The 16,877-nt window shown below is 72.0% G+C and carries 8 protein-coding genes and 5 pseudogenes; all 13 read right to left on the bottom strand.

Annotation, left to right across the window (positions count from 1 at the left end; all coding sequences use genetic code 11):
* Positions 1 to 79: 79 nt before the first annotated feature.
* The 13 genes and pseudogenes from BJF85_RS25930 to rapZ all read right to left on the bottom strand — a co-directional run bounded on the left by BJF85_RS25930 (position 80) and on the right by rapZ (position 16,876).
* A complete protein-coding gene (locus BJF85_RS25930; RefSeq protein ID WP_075850514.1) occupies positions 80 to 427 on the bottom strand; it encodes an RNA polymerase-binding protein RbpA in 348 nt (115 codons plus the stop codon).
* Positions 428 to 473: 46 nt separating this feature from the next.
* Entirely contained in the window at positions 474 to 704 is a 231-nt protein-coding gene (gene secG / locus BJF85_RS25925; protein WP_075850513.1) for a preprotein translocase subunit SecG, read from the bottom strand.
* A 59-nt stretch (positions 705 to 763) separates the two neighbouring features.
* Positions 764 to 1,512 (bottom strand): annotated as a pseudogene (gene tpiA / locus BJF85_RS25920) (triose-phosphate isomerase).
* A 142-nt stretch (positions 1,513 to 1,654) separates the two neighbouring features.
* Positions 1,655 to 2,869 (bottom strand): phosphoglycerate kinase, encoded by a 1,215-nt coding sequence (gene pgk, locus BJF85_RS25915; protein ID WP_075850512.1) that lies wholly within the window; start codon positions 2,867 to 2,869, stop codon positions 1,655 to 1,657.
* A 3-nt stretch (positions 2,870 to 2,872) separates the two neighbouring features.
* The gene (gap, locus tag BJF85_RS25910) at positions 2,873 to 3,877 is read right to left on the bottom strand and encodes a type I glyceraldehyde-3-phosphate dehydrogenase (protein ID WP_075850511.1); all 1,005 of its coding nucleotides are present in this window, start codon (positions 3,875 to 3,877) and stop codon (positions 2,873 to 2,875) included.
* A gap of 162 nt (positions 3,878 to 4,039) precedes the next feature.
* Positions 4,040 to 8,505, bottom strand: a pseudogene (locus BJF85_RS25905) (hypothetical protein).
* Between the two features lie 8 nt (positions 8,506 to 8,513).
* A pseudogene (locus tag BJF85_RS25900) lies at positions 8,514 to 9,244 on the bottom strand (hypothetical protein).
* A 199-nt stretch (positions 9,245 to 9,443) separates the two neighbouring features.
* A pseudogene (locus BJF85_RS25895) lies at positions 9,444 to 10,881 on the bottom strand (hypothetical protein); the annotation flags it as partial.
* Between the two features lie 68 nt (positions 10,882 to 10,949).
* Positions 10,950 to 12,623, bottom strand: a complete 1,674-nt coding sequence (locus tag BJF85_RS25890; RefSeq protein ID WP_139320869.1) for a hypothetical protein — start codon at positions 12,621 to 12,623, stop codon at positions 10,950 to 10,952.
* Between the two features lie 145 nt (positions 12,624 to 12,768).
* Positions 12,769 to 13,830 (bottom strand): glucosyl-3-phosphoglycerate synthase, encoded by a 1,062-nt coding sequence (locus BJF85_RS25885; protein ID WP_075850509.1) that lies wholly within the window; start codon positions 13,828 to 13,830, stop codon positions 12,769 to 12,771.
* A gap of 208 nt (positions 13,831 to 14,038) precedes the next feature.
* A pseudogene (whiA, locus tag BJF85_RS25880) lies at positions 14,039 to 15,027 on the bottom strand (DNA-binding protein WhiA).
* Complete coding sequence (gene yvcK, locus BJF85_RS25875) at positions 15,018 to 16,010, bottom strand: uridine diphosphate-N-acetylglucosamine-binding protein YvcK (protein WP_075850508.1); 993 nt, start codon at positions 16,008 to 16,010, stop codon at positions 15,018 to 15,020. Before yvcK ends, whiA begins: the two are co-directional and overlap by 10 nt.
* Before the next feature lie 8 nt (positions 16,011 to 16,018).
* Positions 16,019 to 16,876: an RNase adapter RapZ gene (rapZ, locus tag BJF85_RS25870; RefSeq protein WP_075850569.1), complete on the bottom strand. Its 858-nt coding sequence runs from the start codon at positions 16,874 to 16,876 to the stop codon at positions 16,019 to 16,021.
* Position 16,877 lies beyond the last annotated feature (1 nt).

Below are 16,877 nucleotides of genomic sequence, written 5' to 3'. Positions count from 1 at the left end.
CCAGGGGCACGAAACGAGCGATGCTCCGCAGGAGAAGGTCCCGCGGAGCATCACTCGTGTTGTCAATCAGGCAGCGGTGTCACACACCGCCGCGGCGCTGGCGCAGCCGCTCCAGCGCCTCCTCGAGGAGGGCTTCGCCGTCCTCGTCGCTGCGCCGTTCCTTGACGTACTCCAGGTGCGACTTGAACGGCTCGGACCGGCCCGCCGACGGCGGGTTCTGCTGGTCCTTGCCGCCGGGAAGGCCGCACTTGGGGCAGTCCCACTCGTCGGGGATCTCGGCGTCCAGCGCGAACGACAGCCGTGCCTCGTGGCCGTTGGCGCACCAGTACGACACGACGTGCCGGGGTGCGGTCTCGCCGCGCTCGGACTCGCTGGACGGACCAGAGGCCCCGATTCGCATCCCGCGGATCGCGTTACCGCCCACCATCACATCTCACCCACCAGAATCCCGGCGTGCTCACGCACGCGATCGATCAGATCTTCAGGAACAGGCCGAGCCCGATGATCGCGATGAGCCACACGAGGCCGAGACCGACGGTGACCTTGTCCAGGTTCGACTCCGCACGGCTCGACCCGGCCAGGCTGGCCTGCATCCCGCCACCGAACAAGGACGACAGTCCCCCACCGCGACCGCGGTGCAGCAAGACGGCGATGATCAGCAGGAGGCTGGTCACGACCAACAGAATTTGCAGGAACAGTTGCATGTCATCCTCTGTCTACTGCGAGTGGCGAGGGCACCCAGAGTAGCGGGTGCCACACGCGATCAGGGTAGCGGGCCTCCGGCGGCCATGGCGCAGAGTTTGGTGAACTCGTCGCCGTCGAGGCTGGCCCCGCCCACCAGGGCACCGTCCACGTTCTCACACGCCACCAGCTCGGAGATGTTGCCCGACTTCACCGATCCACCGTAGAGGATCCGCGTGGCGTCGCCGACCTCGGCGCCGTACTTCTCGGTCAGCGCCGAGCGCAGCGCGGCGCACACCTCCTCGGCGTCGGCCGGCGTCGCGACCCGGCCGGTGCCGATGGCCCACACGGGCTCGTAGGCGACGACGAGGTTCGCGACCTGATCGACCTTGAGGCCCTTGAGCGCCGCGATCAGCTGGTCGGTGGTGTGCTGGATGTGCCCACCGGCCTCGCGGACCTCGAGGCCCTCGCCGACGCACAGGATCGGCGTGAGCTCGTTCTTCAGCGCCGCCCGCACCTTCTTGCCCACGACCTCGTCGGTCTCGGCGTGGTACTCGCGCCGCTCCGAGTGGCCGACGACCACGTAGGTGCAGCCGAGCTTGGCGAGCATCGCGCCGGACACCTCGCCGGTGTAGCGCCCGAGGCGTGCTGGGACAGGTCCTGCCCGCCGTAGGTGAGCAGGAGTTTGTCCCCGTCGACCAGGGTCTGCACGCTCCGGATGTCGGTGAACGGCGGGATGACCGCCACGTCGACCTTGGCGTAGTACTTCTCCGGCAACGAGAACGCGATCTTCTGCACCAGGGCGATCGCCTCGAGGTGGTTCAGATTCATCTTCCAGTTGCCGGCCACCAGGGGCTTTCGACTACTCACGCACGCACCTCACGCTCTTCTTCGAGGGGGGTCCGGGGTGGAGCGGAGCTCCCCCTGGGGATTGAACACAGCCAGTTGCCGGCGACAAGCGGCTTGCGGGTGCTCATGCTGCTCCCTGGTCGAGCACCGCCACGCCGGGCAGGTCCTTGCCTTCCAGGTATTCCAACGAGGCGCCGCCGCCGGTGGAGATGTGCGAGAAACCGTCCTCGGGCAGGCCCAGCACGCGCACCGCGGCCGCCGAGTCGCCGCCGCCGACGACGCTGAAGCCGTCCCCGTCGGCGATGGACCGGGCGACCCCGCGGGTGCCGCCCGCGAAGGGCTCCATCTCGAACACGCCCATCGGGCCGTTCCAGAACACGGTGCCTGCGGAGCCGACGGCGTCGGCGAACAGCCGCACCGAGTCGGGTCCGATGTCGAGGCCCATCCAGCCGTCCTCGATGGCCGTGGCGGGCACGGTGCGGGTGGCGGCGTCGGCGGCGAACCGGTCGGCCGCGACGACGTCGACGGGCAGCAGCAGCTTGTCCCCGGCCTCGGCGAGCAGCCGCCGGCACGTGTCGACCATGTCGGTCTCGAGCAGCGAGCTGCCGACACCGTGGCCCTGTGCGGCCAGGAACGTGAAGCACATGCCGCCGCCGACGACGAGCCGGTCGACCTTCGGCAGCAGGGCCTCGATCACGGCGAGCTTGTCGGAGACCTTGGAGCCGCCGAGCACGACCGCGTAGGGCCGCTTCGGGTCGCCGGTGAGCGTGCGCAGCACCTCGAGCTCGGCCAGCACCAGTCCGCCCGCGTAGGCGGGCAGTTCGCGGGCCACGTCGTAGACCGACGCCTGCTTGCGGTGCACGACGCCGAAGCCGTCGGACACGAACGCCGCGTCCGGGCCGACGAGAGCGGCCAGCTCGCGGGCCAGCGCGCCGCGTTCGTCGGCGTCCTTGCTGGTCTCGCGGGCGTCGAAGCGCACGTTCTCCAGCATGGCGACCTGGCCGTCGGCCAGCCCGGCGGTGACGTCGGCGGCCCCGGGGCCCACGACGTCGCCGGCGAGCGGCACGGTCCGGCCGAGCAGCTCACCGAGCCGCGCGGCGACCGGACGCAGCGAGTACTTCTCGTCGGGTTCGCCCTTGGGCCGGCCCAGGTGCGCGGTGACGACCACCCGCGCGCCCGCCTCGGCGAGCCGCGTGATGGTCGGCAGCGCGGCGCGCACCCGGCCGTCGTCGGTGATGACCGAGCCGTCGAGCGGAACGTTCAGGTCCGAGCGGACCAGCACGTACCGACCCGCGACTCCCCCGTCGGCGATGAGGTCGTCGAGTGTCTGAACGGTCATCGATCAGGACAGCTTGGAGCCGACGAGCGTGGCCAGGTCGACGAGGCGGTTGGAGTAGCCCCACTCGTTGTCGTACCAGCCGAACACCTTGACCTGGTCGTCGATGACCTTCGTCAGCGGCGCGTCGTAGATGCACGAGGCGGGGTCGTTGACGATGTCGGACGAGACGATCGGGTCCTCGCTGTAGCGCAGGACGCCCTTGAGCGGGCCCTCGGCGGCGGCCTTGTAGGCGGCGTTGATCTCCTCGATCGTGGCCTTCTTGGTGAGGTTCACGGTGAGGTCGGTGATCGAGCCGGTCGGCACGGGCACGCGCAGCGAGTAGCCGTCGAGCTTGCCGTTGAGCTCGGGCAGCACGAGGCCGATGGCCTTGGCGGCGCCGGTCGAGGTCGGCACGACGTTCAGCGCGGCACCGCGGGCACGGCGCGGGTCCTTGTGCGGGCCGTCCTGCAGGTTCTGGTCGGCGGTGTAGGCGTGGGTCGTGGTCATCAGACCCTTCTCGATGCCGAACTCGTCGTGCAGCACCTTCGCCAGCGGCGCGAGGCAGTTCGTCGTGCACGAGGCGTTCGAGATGATGTTCTGCGACCCGTCGTACAGGTTGTCGTTGGCACCCAGCACGACCGTCAGGTCCTCGCCCTTGGCCGGGGCGGAGATGATGACCTTCTTGGCACCGCCCGCGAGGTGGGCCTTGGCGTCGTCGGCGTTGGTGAAGAACCCGGTGGACTCGACGACCACGTCGACGCCCAGGTCGCCCCACGGCAGCTTGGCCGGGTCGCGCTCGGCGAGGGCCTTGATGGTCTTGCCGCCCACGACGATGCCCTCGTCGGAGGTGGTGACCTCCTCGGGGTAGCGACCGAGCACGCTGTCGTACTTGAGCAGGTGCGCCATCGTGGAGAGGTCACCGAGGTCGTTGAAAGCCACCACCTCGATGTCCTGGCCGCTGGCTGCGGCGGCACGGAAGAAGTTGCGGCCGATCCGGCCGAAGCCGTTGACGCCTACGCGAACCGTCACTTCTGCTCTCTCCTCACAGTTCTTCGACCCGGCTTTACGTGCCGGCTTCCACGTCGTTGGGACGTCCACACCCTAGCGTGGCGACCAGGCCATACCCGGGTACCCCGGGCGAGACGTCGCGCACCTTGAAGCATGCAGAAATCGGTCAAGATCGTCGCGGCCTCAGGCGTCCTGTTTCGCGTAGACGCGGGTGGAAGTCAGGCGGGCGGTGCCGTCGGGGTCCGGGAGCGTCTCGAGTTCCTTGCGCATCGTGGCGTCGACCGAGAGGTACTTGCGGCCCGCGCGCAGATCGGCGTCGTTGCGCAGCCGCACGATCAACGGGAACTCGGCCAGGGCACCCGCGTCGAACAGGCCCGTCGTGTAGATCAGCTGCACGCCGAGAGCCCTGGCGACGGCGCGCTGCAGCTCGAGCAGGTACCCCGCCGACGCGCGGCCGATCGGGTTGTCGAGGAACAGCACGCCCGAGTGCGGGTTGCGCATCCGGCCGCGGTTGTTGGCCCGCAGTGCGGCGAGCGTGCAGTACAGGATGATCGCCGCGGTGAGCTGCTGGCCGCCGGAGAACACGTCGCGGATCTCCGAGACCCGTTGACGTTCGGTGCGCAGCACCGAGTCCGGTTTCAGCATGTCCACGCGGAAGCCCTTCGGCGCGGCCGCCCGCACGCCGCGCAGCACGAGCGAGAGCCCGTCCCGTTTGACGTCGCGGCCGTCGGCGGACTTGCCGACGGCGGCCTCGTCGACGACCTCGCCGAGCGCAGCGGCCAGGTCGGCGTCGTCGAGCTCGGTGAACCGGATGCGCAGGAACTCCTGCCCCGACCAGTCGCCGAGCCCGTCGGGCAGGCGCGAGACCCGCTGCGCCGAGCGCAGGGTGCGGATCGCGCCCTCGACCATGCTCTGCAGGCGCGTGACGATGCCGGTGCGGTGCCGGTCGATCTGCGCGAGGTCGTCGGTCAGGGTCCGCAGGCGGGGCCGCAGCGCCTGCGCCCACTCCTGCGCGTGCTCGGGCAGGCTGTCGCGGCGCACCGAGATCACCTGCTGGCGCACGGGCGTGTCCAGCTTCTCGAACCGCTTCTCGGTGGCGTACTGCGCGAGCGCGTCGGCCGCGGCGCGCACGCGCGTGGCCGCCTCGTCGACCTGCTGCTGTGCCGAGGTGAGCCGGCCGGTCAGCTCGGTCGCCCTCTGTTGTGCCTCCTCGACGTCACCGGCGAAGGGATCCGCGGTGTCCCGGGGGTCCGCCCCCTTGGCCGTGTGCGCGGCGAGCGAGTCGGCGAGCATGCGGAAGCCCGAGGCGCTCTGGGTCGCGGTGTCGAGCGTGCCCTGCGCGGCGGCGCGGGACTCGCGCAGCTCCTCGACGGCCCGGGTGGCCGCGGCCACCTCGTCGGCGGCCTCCTCGATGAGCTCGCGTCCGTGGTCGACGTCGCGCGGGCGCTCCACGGTGTCGAGCGGACCGGACGGGGCAGGCAGCTGGTCGAGTTCGGCGCGGCGGGTGGCGAGCCGGCCGATCACGTCGGTCCGTTCGGCCTCGAGGGTCTCCACCGCCCGTGCCGCGCGGGCCTGTGCGGCGGCGCGGGCCGAGGCGTCGGACCCGTCGGGGGTTTCCAGCAGTTCGGCGGCGCGCATCCGGACCGCCTCGTCGACGTTCTCCAGCGCGGCCCGCGCGGCCGATTCGGCGGCCTCGGCCTGTTCGAGCTCGGCACGCAGATCGCCGCCGACCTCGACGCGGGCGTAGGCCTCCGAGGCCGAGGTGAACGCGCGCCGCAGCGCGTCGACCGGTTCGGCGGGCACCGGCTCGGCATCCGGCCCGTCGAGCGAGACCGACCCGCCGCCCGGCACCTCGGCCAGTTCACCGCGGGCGCTCGAGGCGGTGCGGCGGTGCCCGTCGGCGGTGCGTTGGTGTTCGGCGGCCTGCTCCCGCAGCCGGGCCGCCTCCCCCGCGGCCGCCGAGGCGCGTTCCTCGGCGAGCGCCGCGGCCTCCCGGGCCCGCTCGGTCTCCTCGGTCCACTGCGGCAACCGGGCGGCGCGGCCGGCGAGTTCGGTGAGGGTACGCGCCGCGTTCTCGGCGTCGCGTGCCTCCGCCCGGAGCGCGGGCACCCGTTCGCGCAGGTCGTCGCGCTTGTCGGTGAGCCGCGCGGCGGCCTGCTCGGCCTCGGTGACGGCCTCCTCGGCCGCCGTCCGCGCCGTCTCGGCCTCCTGGGCGCGTTCGGCGAGCACCGCGATGCTGCCGGGCGGGTAGTCCTCGCGCCACGTGGTCAGCTTCCACGTCAGCGAGGCGTCCCGGCCGATCGCCTCCTCGAGCTCGGCGAGGCGGCGCTGCCGGTCGTGCTGCCTGCGGCTGATCGCCTCGCGTTCGGCGTCGGCGGCGTCCTCGTCGTACATCGCCGGGTTGGGCGGGACGAGGAACGCCACACCGGGCGCCCCGTCCAGGTGGCGGTCGGCCAGCGAGGACGTGGTCCCGACGGCGATGGCCGCGCCCGGCAGCAGCCGGTGCTCGGTCAGGATCTCGCGCGCCCGGTCGAGCTGCGCCGGCTCGTTGAGCAGCACGCCGGCCACGAGCTGCGGTGCCCGCTGCACGGCGTCGGCCCGCGTTGCAGCGTCCAGTGTGGACAGATAGCGCCAGCCGGACCACGCCGTCACACCCGCGTCCTCGAGGACGTCGAGCGCGGCCTGCACCTCCTCGGGCGGCGGCAGCAGTCCGCCGGAGCCCAGCGCCCCCAGGGCGCGCTCGTCGCGCGACTCCTCCATCCGCAAGACGGTCTGTTCCCGCTCGGCCTCCCCGCGCGCGTCCGCGAGCCGGTCCAGCAGCGCCGGGGTGTCGGTCTCCAGGGTGGCCGTGTCGGTGCCGAGCAGTTCCGCCAACCGCGGTTCCGCGGCCAACGCGTCCGTACGCCGGTGCGCGCGCGTCAGCTCCTCGGTGGCCCGTTCCGCGCGGTCCCGGCGCCGGCGGCGGCGCGCTGCGAGTCGGCGGCGGCCGTCTGGGCGGCGGACAGGTCCTCGGCGACACGTTCGAGTTCGCCCTCGCGCCGCGCCAGTTCCCCGGCCGCCTCCTCGCCGCGGGTCGCGGCCGCACGCGCCGCATCGGCGACGTCGGCGCCGGAGTCCAGCAGACCGTCGGCGGTGGCCTGCGCGACCTCGGCCCGCACCTCCTCGATGCGCGTCGCCAACCCGTCGGCTTCCGCGCGCCGGCCCGCCGCGGCCGACGTCGCCTCGTCCCGCTCGCGCTGGGCGTCCTCGGCGTCGGTCCGCAGCGCCGCTGCGCGCTGCTCGGCCTCCTCGGCCTGCTCGGCGGCGTCCCGCGCCAGGCCGAGCAGCCCGCGGGCGAACGCGGTCGCGGCAGCGTTCTTCGCCTCCAGCGCGGGCCGCGCCTTCTCCTCGCGGCTCCCGACCAACTCACGGATGTCGGCCGCCTTGCGGGCCGCGCCGAGCTGGGTCAGCACCGTGCCCGTCTCGCGCCACGCCTCGGCCGCCGTCTTCGCCTCTGCCAGCTCCGCGTCGACCCGTTCCCGCTCCGCCTCGGCCTCGTCCCGCAGCATCACGGCGACGAGCCGGCGCAGTTCGGTCAGCACGGCCTGCTTGCGCCGCAGGTCGCCCTCGGCGAGCCGTTCGGCGTCGGCGACCTCGGACACGTGGGCGTTCAGCGTGTCCAGCCGCTCGGTCTCCGCGGCGTCGCGCGCCGCGACCTCCCCGGCCAACGCGGCGAGCTCCGCGCGCGCCGAGTCCGCGACCGTGCGCGCCGCGGCGGCGAACCGTTCCTCGTCGATCAACGGGGTCAGCGCCTCGAGCGCGCCGGCGACGAAGTCCCGTTCGGTCATCAGCTCGCCGCGCTGGGCCAGGTTGTCGGCGTACGTGGCGACGACGTCGGCCAGGTCCTTCGGCTCCTCCTCGGTGATCACCGCGCGCAGCAGGAACTCGACGAACGCGTCGTCGGTGTTGAACGCGAACGCGTCCGCGGCCTCGCCCTCGCCGGCGTTCATCGCCCGCTGGTACCGGAACAGCTCGGTGTCCAGGCCCAGCTGGTCGAGCCGCTCGGTCCACTCGTGGTGCCGGCGGGTCCAGAACAGCTGCAGCTCGGGGATCTCGGCGTGCAGCGACGTCATCCGGTCGTGGAAGCCGGACATCGTGCGCAGCCGGCCCTCCTCGGTCAACGGCAACGTGTCCAGCCCGACCTCGTCGGACGGGCGGAAGCAGTACCAGGAGTCGACGAGGTTGGCCGGGTCCGAGGACGCCACGTGCCCACGCCATTCCGAGGCCTTGCCGGTGATCAGCCGCTGCCCGGACTCGACGTGCTGCCATTCGAGCGCCACGTGCGCGACGTCCTTGGCACCGACGAACTTCTCCAACACCCGCGTGTTCGTCGTGCCCACGACCTGCCGCCTGCCCGGCAGCATCACCGAGAAGATCAGCTTGATCAGCACCGACTTGCCGCCGCCGTTCTCGAGGAACAGCACGCTCGCCGGGGACGGCCGCCGCGGCGGCCCGCCACCGTCGGCAGGGTGGATGCCCGCGCCGAACAACGCGTCCTGCTGGGGCGCGGTGACGACGTCGCCGACGCCGGAGAAGTCCAGGACGACGTCCTGGTACCGCGCACCGGACGGACCCACGGAGTGCAGGCGCACCCGCGACAGCTCGTACATCTACTCCCCTACAGCGTGTCGGTGACCGACGCGCGCAGCGTCGAGCCCTCACCCGGAACCGCGACGACCCCGAGCGCGAGCAGCTCGTCGAACGCGGCGTCGGCCGCGAGCTCGCGCACCTGCACCTGGTATCGCGGCGTCGTCCGGTACGTTCCGCCCTGCTCGGAACTCACCGGGACGAGGAATCCCTGCTCGGCCAGGAACCGTAGCGCCCGGGTCACCATGCCGCGCGTGGTGTCCGGGGCGAGCCGCCCGTCCTTCGTCGCCGCCGCGGCGGGCCTGCGGGCGTAGGCGCGCCACGCCTGTTCCAGTTCCGGGGCGTCGGCCAGCGGGTCGGTGTTCGCGGCCGCGCGCTCGTCGAGGATCCGGCACGCCTCGCGCACGACCCCGTCGACCTGCTCGACGCTGACCCGGCCGATGTAGGTGTCGTTGGCCAGGTCGTCGGGCCGTGGATAGCCGAGCGCGGCCGTGGCCAGATGCACCAGGCCGTGCAGCACCTTCTCGGTGTCGCGGCGTTCCCGGATCTTCGACTGCCGCGCGTAGCTGTCCATCTTGATCTCGAAGATCGACTCGTCGGTCGCCGCCAGCACCGCACCGGCCTGCGCGTTGACCTCGAGGACCATGAGCCCCATGCCGGCCGCGACGCCGTGCGTGAGCTGTTTGAAGGCGCTGTCCTCCCCGTAGCGCGCACGAGGTCGGCGTAGACCACGTCCCGGCCCGGGACGAGTTTGGGCCGCATGCCGAACGCGAGCAGTCTGGCCGCCGCTTCCGCGTCGGCGGGCGAATGTCCGGTGCTCACAGAGCCGCCTTCCCACTGCCTTGAAGTTCCCCTGCCTGCATCTCCCCCGGGTCGAACTCGCCCGGCTGCTCGTCCGGTGCCTGCGTCGTCTCGGCGTCGGGGGTGCGTCCGGCCCATCGGGCCCATCGGCCACCTCGGGGTCGACGGCGGCCGACATCAGGAGAAGATCGGCCCCGCCGACCTCCGGGTCGTCGAGCACCGTGCCGTCGTCGATCGCCAGCAGCACGCGCTCCTGGCCCTGACGGCGCGCGCCGCCGACGTCGGGACCGTAGGCGTGCACGGCGCGCAGGGCCACGAGCCGGGCCACCGCGGGATCGGCCGCCCGCGCCTCCTCGAGCAGTCCGGACAGCCGGCGCGGCACCTCCGGCAGATCCAGCAGGGCGTCGGCCTGCCGCCACTGCTCGTCGCTGAAGGCGTCGGTGTCCTCGGCGGGCAGCAGTTCCGGTTCGGGCACCTCGCCGACCACCTGGTCGCGTTCCGGAGCGGGCCGCAGCAACAACGACACGAGCGAGGGCAACGACGGCACCGTCGGCAGCGACAGGCCCGTGCCCGCACGGAAGTAGGCCTCGGTCGGCGCGAGCGCATCGGCCAGCGACAACTCGAGCGTCGGGGTGAGCAACTGGCCGAACACGTCGATCGCCGCCCGCTGCGGCGGACCGGAGAACTGCTGGCGGTCCTGTTCCGCCCGGAACACCGCACCGGCCGCCTGCAACCGGTTCTGCAACTGGGTATGCCGACGGATGCAGTCGCCGACGATGTCCACCAGCTCGGCGGCGCGGCGCTTGTGATCGGGGTCCGCCGCCTCGTCGCGGGCGGCGGTGATGTTCTTCAGGATCGCCGTCTCGGCCCGGAACCGGGACTCGATGTGCGTCAACGCCGAGTCGAGCAGTTCCGGCAGCTCGCGCTCCCAGTCCACGGAGCGGACGTCGCGCCGCGTCGCGTCCAACCGCGCGCGCAGGATCTCGCCGTACTGCACGGTGCGGTAGCGGGCCTGCTCCGCGGCGAGTTTGGCGTCGGCGAGCCGCCCCCTCGTGATCAGGTTCTCCAGCTTGACCTCGGCGGCGATGTGCGCCGACTCGACGTCGGTGTCGAGCGCACCGACGAGCACGTTGATCGCCTCGTCGGTCGCCCGCAGGTACACCTCGCCGTCGGGCGCGGCCAGCTCGACGAGCAGCTTGAAGTCGAACGCCCGCCGCCGGTAGCGGCCGTCGGCGTCGACGGCGCCGTACACCCGGCGGAACCCGCGGTCGGTGGTGCCGACGTTGATCAGGTTGTCCAGCACCCACCTGCCACGTGGGCGTGCTCGTCGGTGGTCCGGTCCGGTGCCTGCGCCGCGATGAACGGCACCAGGCGTTCGTGACCTGCTGGTGGTCGGCGCCGGTGTCGAAGTCCATCGCGATCGTCACCTGGTCGATCGTGTGGAGCCCGATCTCCGCCATCTGGTAGACGGTCGCGTCGGCCCAGTCGAGTTTGGCCTTGCGCGCGTCGAGGTCGTGCAACGGCGCGGTGCACGCGAGCGCCTTCAGCCTGCGCGCGAGCCCCTCGTCGGGGTCGGCGGTCGTCTCGTCAGCACGCACGGTGTGAGGTTAAGCCACCGCGACCCGCGACGGTCCGACCGGGGAACCCCCGGCGACGACTCGTCGGATCAGCCGACCGGTGACGAGGCGCGCCGATCCGGCGGATCGTCCAGCGGACCGTTCGACGACCCGGCACCGTTCGGCCCCGCACCGTTGGACCCCGCACCGTTCGACTCGGCACCGTTCGACTCGGCACCGCCCGTGCCGGAGGCGTCGAGGCCGTCGGCGCCGCCGTCGTCCTCGGTCGGACCGTCGGGATCGGGTGTCGCGTGCTGGTCGTCCGGATCGAGGTCCCCGCGGTCCCTGCTGCGCAGGAACGCGGTGAGCCCGAGCGCGCCGGCCAGCGGCACGAGCGTCAACGCGGGCAGCTGGTAGCGCCAGGAGAACTCGAACGCCGCCGCACCGCCGAGCGACACCAGCGCCAGGCCCACGGGCAGCAGCGTCGCCGATCGCATGCCGCTCTCGCGCACCCGCCTGGTGAGTCCGACACCGGCCGCGATGCCGATCAACCCGGCGACGCCGAGCAGCGTGCCGTTGGTGAAGCCGCCGCCCAGCTGGTACCAGCGCAGCGGGGTGCCCAGCGACGGCCTCGATTCGGGCTCCTCGCCGCTGAACCGGAGCGCGTACTCCCTGCTCTGTTCCTCGTGGTTGTAGAACTGGTACGTCGGGAGGAAGTGCCAGCGCTGCACCGACACGTCGCCCTCGGCGTCGACCCGCCACGGCCGGAAGCCCTTGAAGAAGTCCTTCGTGATCGCCCACGCCACGTCGAACGGCTGCTGCCGGATGACGGCCTTGCCGAAGTCCTCCTGCACCCGCACGAGGTTCGTGCCCTCGGGCCACTGGGCCCGCCACTCCTCGTTGGCGCCCATGTGCGCGTACACGTCGCTGCCGAGCCGGTCGTCGAGCGGTTCGGACGGGCAGGCGATGCGCAGCGGTTCGGACAACTCGAGGTTGTCGCAGTCGGCGACGACCGCGCCGCGGGCGTACAGCACGTTGCCGGTGGACGGGCTGAGCGCGAAGTGACCCGCCCAGCTCGCGTAGTAGGCGCCGTAGCTGACGACGACGATCAGGAACGGCAGGATCAGCACCGCCAGCCGCGGCAGGATCGTCTTCCACGCCGCCCACGTGAACCAGCCCCGCCACACGCCGCCGGCGATCAGCAGGAACACCGCGGCCGGAATCACCAGCGGCAGCGCCACCATGCGGAACACGACGGCGATCCCGAACAGCAGACCGGCGATGGCCACCGCCCACACCGGAGGCTGCGCGCCGCGCCGCGTGCCGAGCAGCAGCCACAGCAGCGCGACGAGGATGACCTGGAACCAGACGTCCGACATGATCATCTGCTCGATCTGCACCGCGTAGGCGTCGAGCAGGATCGGCGCCGCCACGAGCGCCGCCAGCCAGTTCCGTCGCACGCCCAGGCGCCGGGCCAGCACGTACAGCGCGACACCGCACGCCAGACCCGCGGCGTGCTGCAGCGCCGTCACCAGACCCAGCCCGCCGATCGACAACACCGGGTTGAGGATGAACAGGTCGTACCCGATCGGGTGCAGACCCGTCGGGTTGTGCACGCCGACGTTGTCGAGGTACCGGAACGAGTCCCCGTACAGCAGCGCGGGCGGGTAGGCCAACCAGGCCGCGGCGCGCAGAGCTGCGCCGGCCAGGAAGACCACCAGGAGCAACCAGTGGCGCCGGCCGAAATCACGGGCCCGGCGAGTCAACGACGCGGGAGCGAGCACGCCTGGAAGCTAGCAATCACGGCAGCGGCAACCAGCACATACCCCCCTGAAAACACGCATTTCATGGGGCACGAAAGGCCCGGAGGGGCCGCTGCGGAGCCACTGTTACGACACCGTGTCCGCTCAGGTACGACACCGTGTCCACTCAGGCCGTGTCGCGCAACCGTTCCGTGACCTCACCGCGGTGACCGTCGCGGCCCGAGCGGACGGCCGAGAGCGGCTGCCGCTCCTCCAGCGTCAGGTCCGTGAGCACGAGGTCGCGTTCCACCCCGCTCCCTCCGGCGCCGGTGATGCGCTGGAACTGGGCCAGCAGCGTCGCGGGCGGCACCGACATCGACATCCGCCCCGAGCGCGTCAGCCGGTCCAACAGCGTGAGGATGATCTGCCCGGACATCCGGCCGAGCGCCTGCGTCGTCTGGTGCCGGTGAGTGCGGATGCCGAGGTCCACCTGGGCGAGCGCGTCGAGCCCGCGCCATTCGACGAGGTCGATCAGGTGCCCGACCTCCACGCCGTAATGGGTGACGAACGGGATCGCCTCGAGCACCTCCCGCGTGCCGGCGTACTCGCCGGCCAGCGGCTGCACGAACCCGGACAGCTCCGGCCAGAACATGTTCAGCAGCGGCCGGGCGACGAGCTCGGTGACCCGGCCGCCGCCGTCGGCCTCGCGGTGCTCGGCATCGACCAGCGGCCGGTGGTAGAAGCCCTTGACGTACTCGACCCCGGGCCGCGTCAGCAGCGGACCGAGCAGCCCGATCACGTAGCCGGCGGTGAAGTCGTACAGATCGCCGTCGACGAACACGACGACGTCGCCGCTCGTGGCGGCCAGGCCCTTCCACAGCGCCTCACCCTTGCCGCGGCGGCCGGGCAGCCACGGCAGCACCGCGTCCTGTGCGACGACGTCGGCGCCCGCCTCGGCGGCGACCGCAGCGGTGGCGTCCTGCGAGTGGGAGTCGACGACGAGGACCTCGTCCACCAGGGGCTGCTCGTCGACGAGCGCCGAGCGGATCGTGCCGACGATCTGCCCGACCGTCTCCTGTTCGTCGCGCGCCGGGATGACGACGCTCACGGTGCGGCCGCGTTTCGCGGCGACGAGCTCGGCGGCCGTCCAGTCGTCGGCCCGGGCCGACGCGCGTTCCAGCCAGCTGCCGATCTCGGCGGACACGGCGAGGTCGGTGCCTGCCTTCGGGGTCGTCCTGGTCGCGTGCACGTGCTGCCCCCTTTCGTCGAGCCCGCCGTCGATGCCGGCCGGACTGTCGTGTGAGGTGTCAGAACCGTTCTCGAACCGCTACTGCCCTTCGAGCGTCGACCTGCCGCGTTTCCGGCCGGGGACCGGCGATGCTACCTCTGCGTTACGAGATGACGTCCGTTCCGGTTCCCCGGTAACGGGCCCGGTTCACACGCGGGCGCGCCGCACCTCACACGTCCTCCTCGTCGAGCATGTCCTCGGTCACCGCCGATTCGGTGTCGGGAATGCCCAGCTCGGCGGCCTTCTTGTCGGCCATCGCCAGCAGTCGGCGGATCCGGCCCGCCACGGCGTCCTTGGTCATCGGCGGGTCGGAGAGCTGGCCGAGTTCCTCGAGGGAGGCCTGCCGGTTGCCCACGCGTAGCCGTCCCGCGGTCAGCAGGTGATCGGGTGCGCCCTCGCCGAGGATGTCCATCGCGCGCTCGACCCGCGCGGCGGCCGCGACGGCGGCGCGGGCGGAACGGCGCAGGTTGGCGTCGTCGAAGTTGGCGAGACGGTTGGCCGTGGCCCGCACCTCGCGCCGCATCCGGCGCTCCTCCCACGCCAGCACGCTCGAATGGGCGCCCAGCCTCGTCAGCAGCGCGCCGATGGCGTCCCCGTCGCGCACGACGACGCGGTCGGCGCCGCGCACCTCACGGGACTTGGCCTGGATGCCCAGTCGCCGCGCCGCGCCCACGAGCGCCAACGCCGCCTCCGGACCGGGGCACGTCACCTCCAGCGACGACGACCGGCCCGGCTCGGTGAGCGAACCGTGGGCCAGGAACGCGCCCCGCCACGCCGCCTCGCGTCGGCGATGCCGCCCGACACCACCGGGGCGGGCAGGCCCCGCACCGGCCGACCGCGCTGGTCGATCAGTCCCGTCTGGCGGGCCAGTCCCTCACCGTCCTTGACCACGCGCACCACGTAGCGGTTGCCCTTGCGCAGGCCGCCCGAGGTGATCATGTGGATGTCGGCCTGGTGGCCGTACAGCTCGTGGATCTCCTTGCGGAGCTTGCGGGCCACCGAGCCGGTGTCGAGTTCGGCCTCGACCACCACCCTGCCCGCCACGATGTGCAGCCCGCCGGCGAACCGCAGCATGGACGCCACCTCCGACCGACGCGGGCTCACCTTCGTGAGCTCGAGTCGGCTGAGTTCGTCCTTGACCGCCGCCGTCATCGCCATGTGAGGCCCTCCTTCGCGCCCTTCGCACCGAGCGCGTCTCGCACACAACCAGCCAGCGCATCCGGATCGTGCCGCCCCACCGCGGCGGGAGCCGCGATCGACGCCAGATGCGCACGCCCGCCCAGCGCCTCGGCCGCCGAGTGCAGCCGCGCGGGGGTGGGCACCGAATCGCGGTCGGCGATCACGGCGTCCACCCCGAGCCGGGGAGCGTGTTGGAAGAGTACGTCCAGGTGCTGCTCGGGTGAGAAGCCCGCCGTCTCTCCCGGCTGGGGAACCAGGTTGAGGATGACGACCTTCGTGGCCGTGGTCTCGACGAGCGCATCGTGCAGCTCAGGGACCAGAAGGTGCGGCAATACGCTCGTGAACCAGGACCCCGGGCCGAGGAACACGACGTCGGCCGACCGCACCGCCTCGACCGCTTCCGGGCACGCCTGGGGCGGTTTCGCGACCGGTGTCACGTCCCCGGCTTCACCCACCTGGTCGACACTGTGGAGGGTGATGCGCTGCACCTGACCCGGCGTGCTGGCGACCGCGACCTGTCCGCGGATGCGGCTGACCGCCCCGTCGGGTTCGAGTCCGGTCACCTCGGCCTCGATGTCGAGCGGATCGGTCGACATGGGCAGCACCCGGCCCGACACCCCGAGCAGCCGGCCGGCCTCGTCCAGACCGGCGACCGGGTCGCCGAGGACCTCGAACAACCCGGCCAGCAGGAGGTTGCCCACCGCGTGCCCGGTGAGTGCCCCGCTGCCGCCGAAGCGGTGCTGAAACACCTCCGCCCACCGCGCGCCGTCGTCGGTGGCGAGCGCCGCGAGCGCCTGCCGCAGATCGCCGGGCGGCAACAGACCCAACTCCCGACGCAACCGGCCGGACGAACCGCCGTCGTCGGCGACCGTCACGACGGCCGTGACGTCCGAGGTGACCCGCCGCAGCGCCGTCAACGTCGCATGCAGACCGTGTCCTCCGCCGAGGGCAACCGCGCGCATCCGAGAACTCACTCCCTGCCCAGGTCCCGATGCACCACCTTCACAGCCGTGCCGTCCTCTTTGGACAGGCGATTGGCGAGTTCCTCCGAAATGGCGACACTGCGGTGCTTTCCGCCCGTGCAGCCGATCGCGAGTGTGAGATAACGCTTGCCTTCCCGCTTGTAGCCGGCGCCGATCAACCGCAACAGATCGTGGTAGCGGTCGAGGAAGTCCTCCGCGCCCTCCTGACCGAGGACGTAGTTGCGCACCTCGGTGTCCAGACCGCTGTTGTCCCGCAATTCCGGGATCCAGAACGGATTCGGCAGGAACCGCACGTCCATGACGAGGTCGGAGTCCATCGGCAGACCGTACTTGTAGCCGAACGAGAGCACCGTCACCCGGGTCTGCGCGGAGGCCTCGCTGCCGAACGCGTCCTCGATCTTGGCGCGCAGATCGTGCACCGACAGCGACGAGGTGTCCAGCAGCAGATCGGCCTCGGCACGCAACGGCTCGAGCAGTCCGCGTTCCGCGGCGATGCCGTCGACGAGCCGGCCGTCGCCCTGCATCGGGTGGCCGCGGCGCACCTGGTCGAAGCGTCGGATCAGCACCGCGTCGGTCGCCTCGAGGAACAGCACCCGGGGCTTGTAGCCGCGCGTGTCCAACCCCTTGATCACCGAGGACAGGTCGTCGGTGAACGCGCGCGAACGCACGTCCATCACCACGGCGACCTTCGTGATGGCACCCCGCGACTGGGCACCGAGCTCGACCATCGTCGAGATCAGCTCCGGCGGGAGGTTGTCGACGACGAACCAGCCCAGATCCTCGAGGCACTTCGCCGCGGTGCTCCGGCCTGCGCCGGACAGACCGGTGACGACCGCGACCTCCATG

The sequence above is a fragment of the Saccharomonospora sp. CUA-673 genome (genome assembly GCF_001942305.1).
Lineage (GTDB): Bacteria > Actinomycetota > Actinomycetes > Mycobacteriales > Pseudonocardiaceae > Prauserella.
This window is presented reverse-complemented; position numbering and strand designations above follow the sequence as displayed.

Bases quoted from the DNA above. Each gene is read 5' to 3' on its own strand.
- BJF85_RS25930 (WP_075850514.1), bottom strand. From the start codon at position 427: ATGGTGGGCGGTAACGCGATCCGCGGGATGCGAATCGGGGCCTCTGGT.
- secG (WP_075850513.1), bottom strand. From the start codon at position 704: ATGCAACTGTTCCTGCAAATTCTGTTGGTCGTGACCAGCCTCCTGCTG.
- pgk (WP_075850512.1), bottom strand. From the start codon at position 2,869: ATGACCGTTCAGACACTCGACGACCTCATCGCCGACGGGGGAGTCGCG.
- yvcK (WP_075850508.1), bottom strand. From the start codon at position 16,010: ATGCGCGCGGTTGCCCTCGGCGGAGGACACGGTCTGCATGCGACGTTG.
- rapZ (WP_075850569.1), bottom strand. From the start codon at position 16,876: ATGGAGGTCGCGGTCGTCACCGGTCTGTCCGGCGCAGGCCGGAGCACC.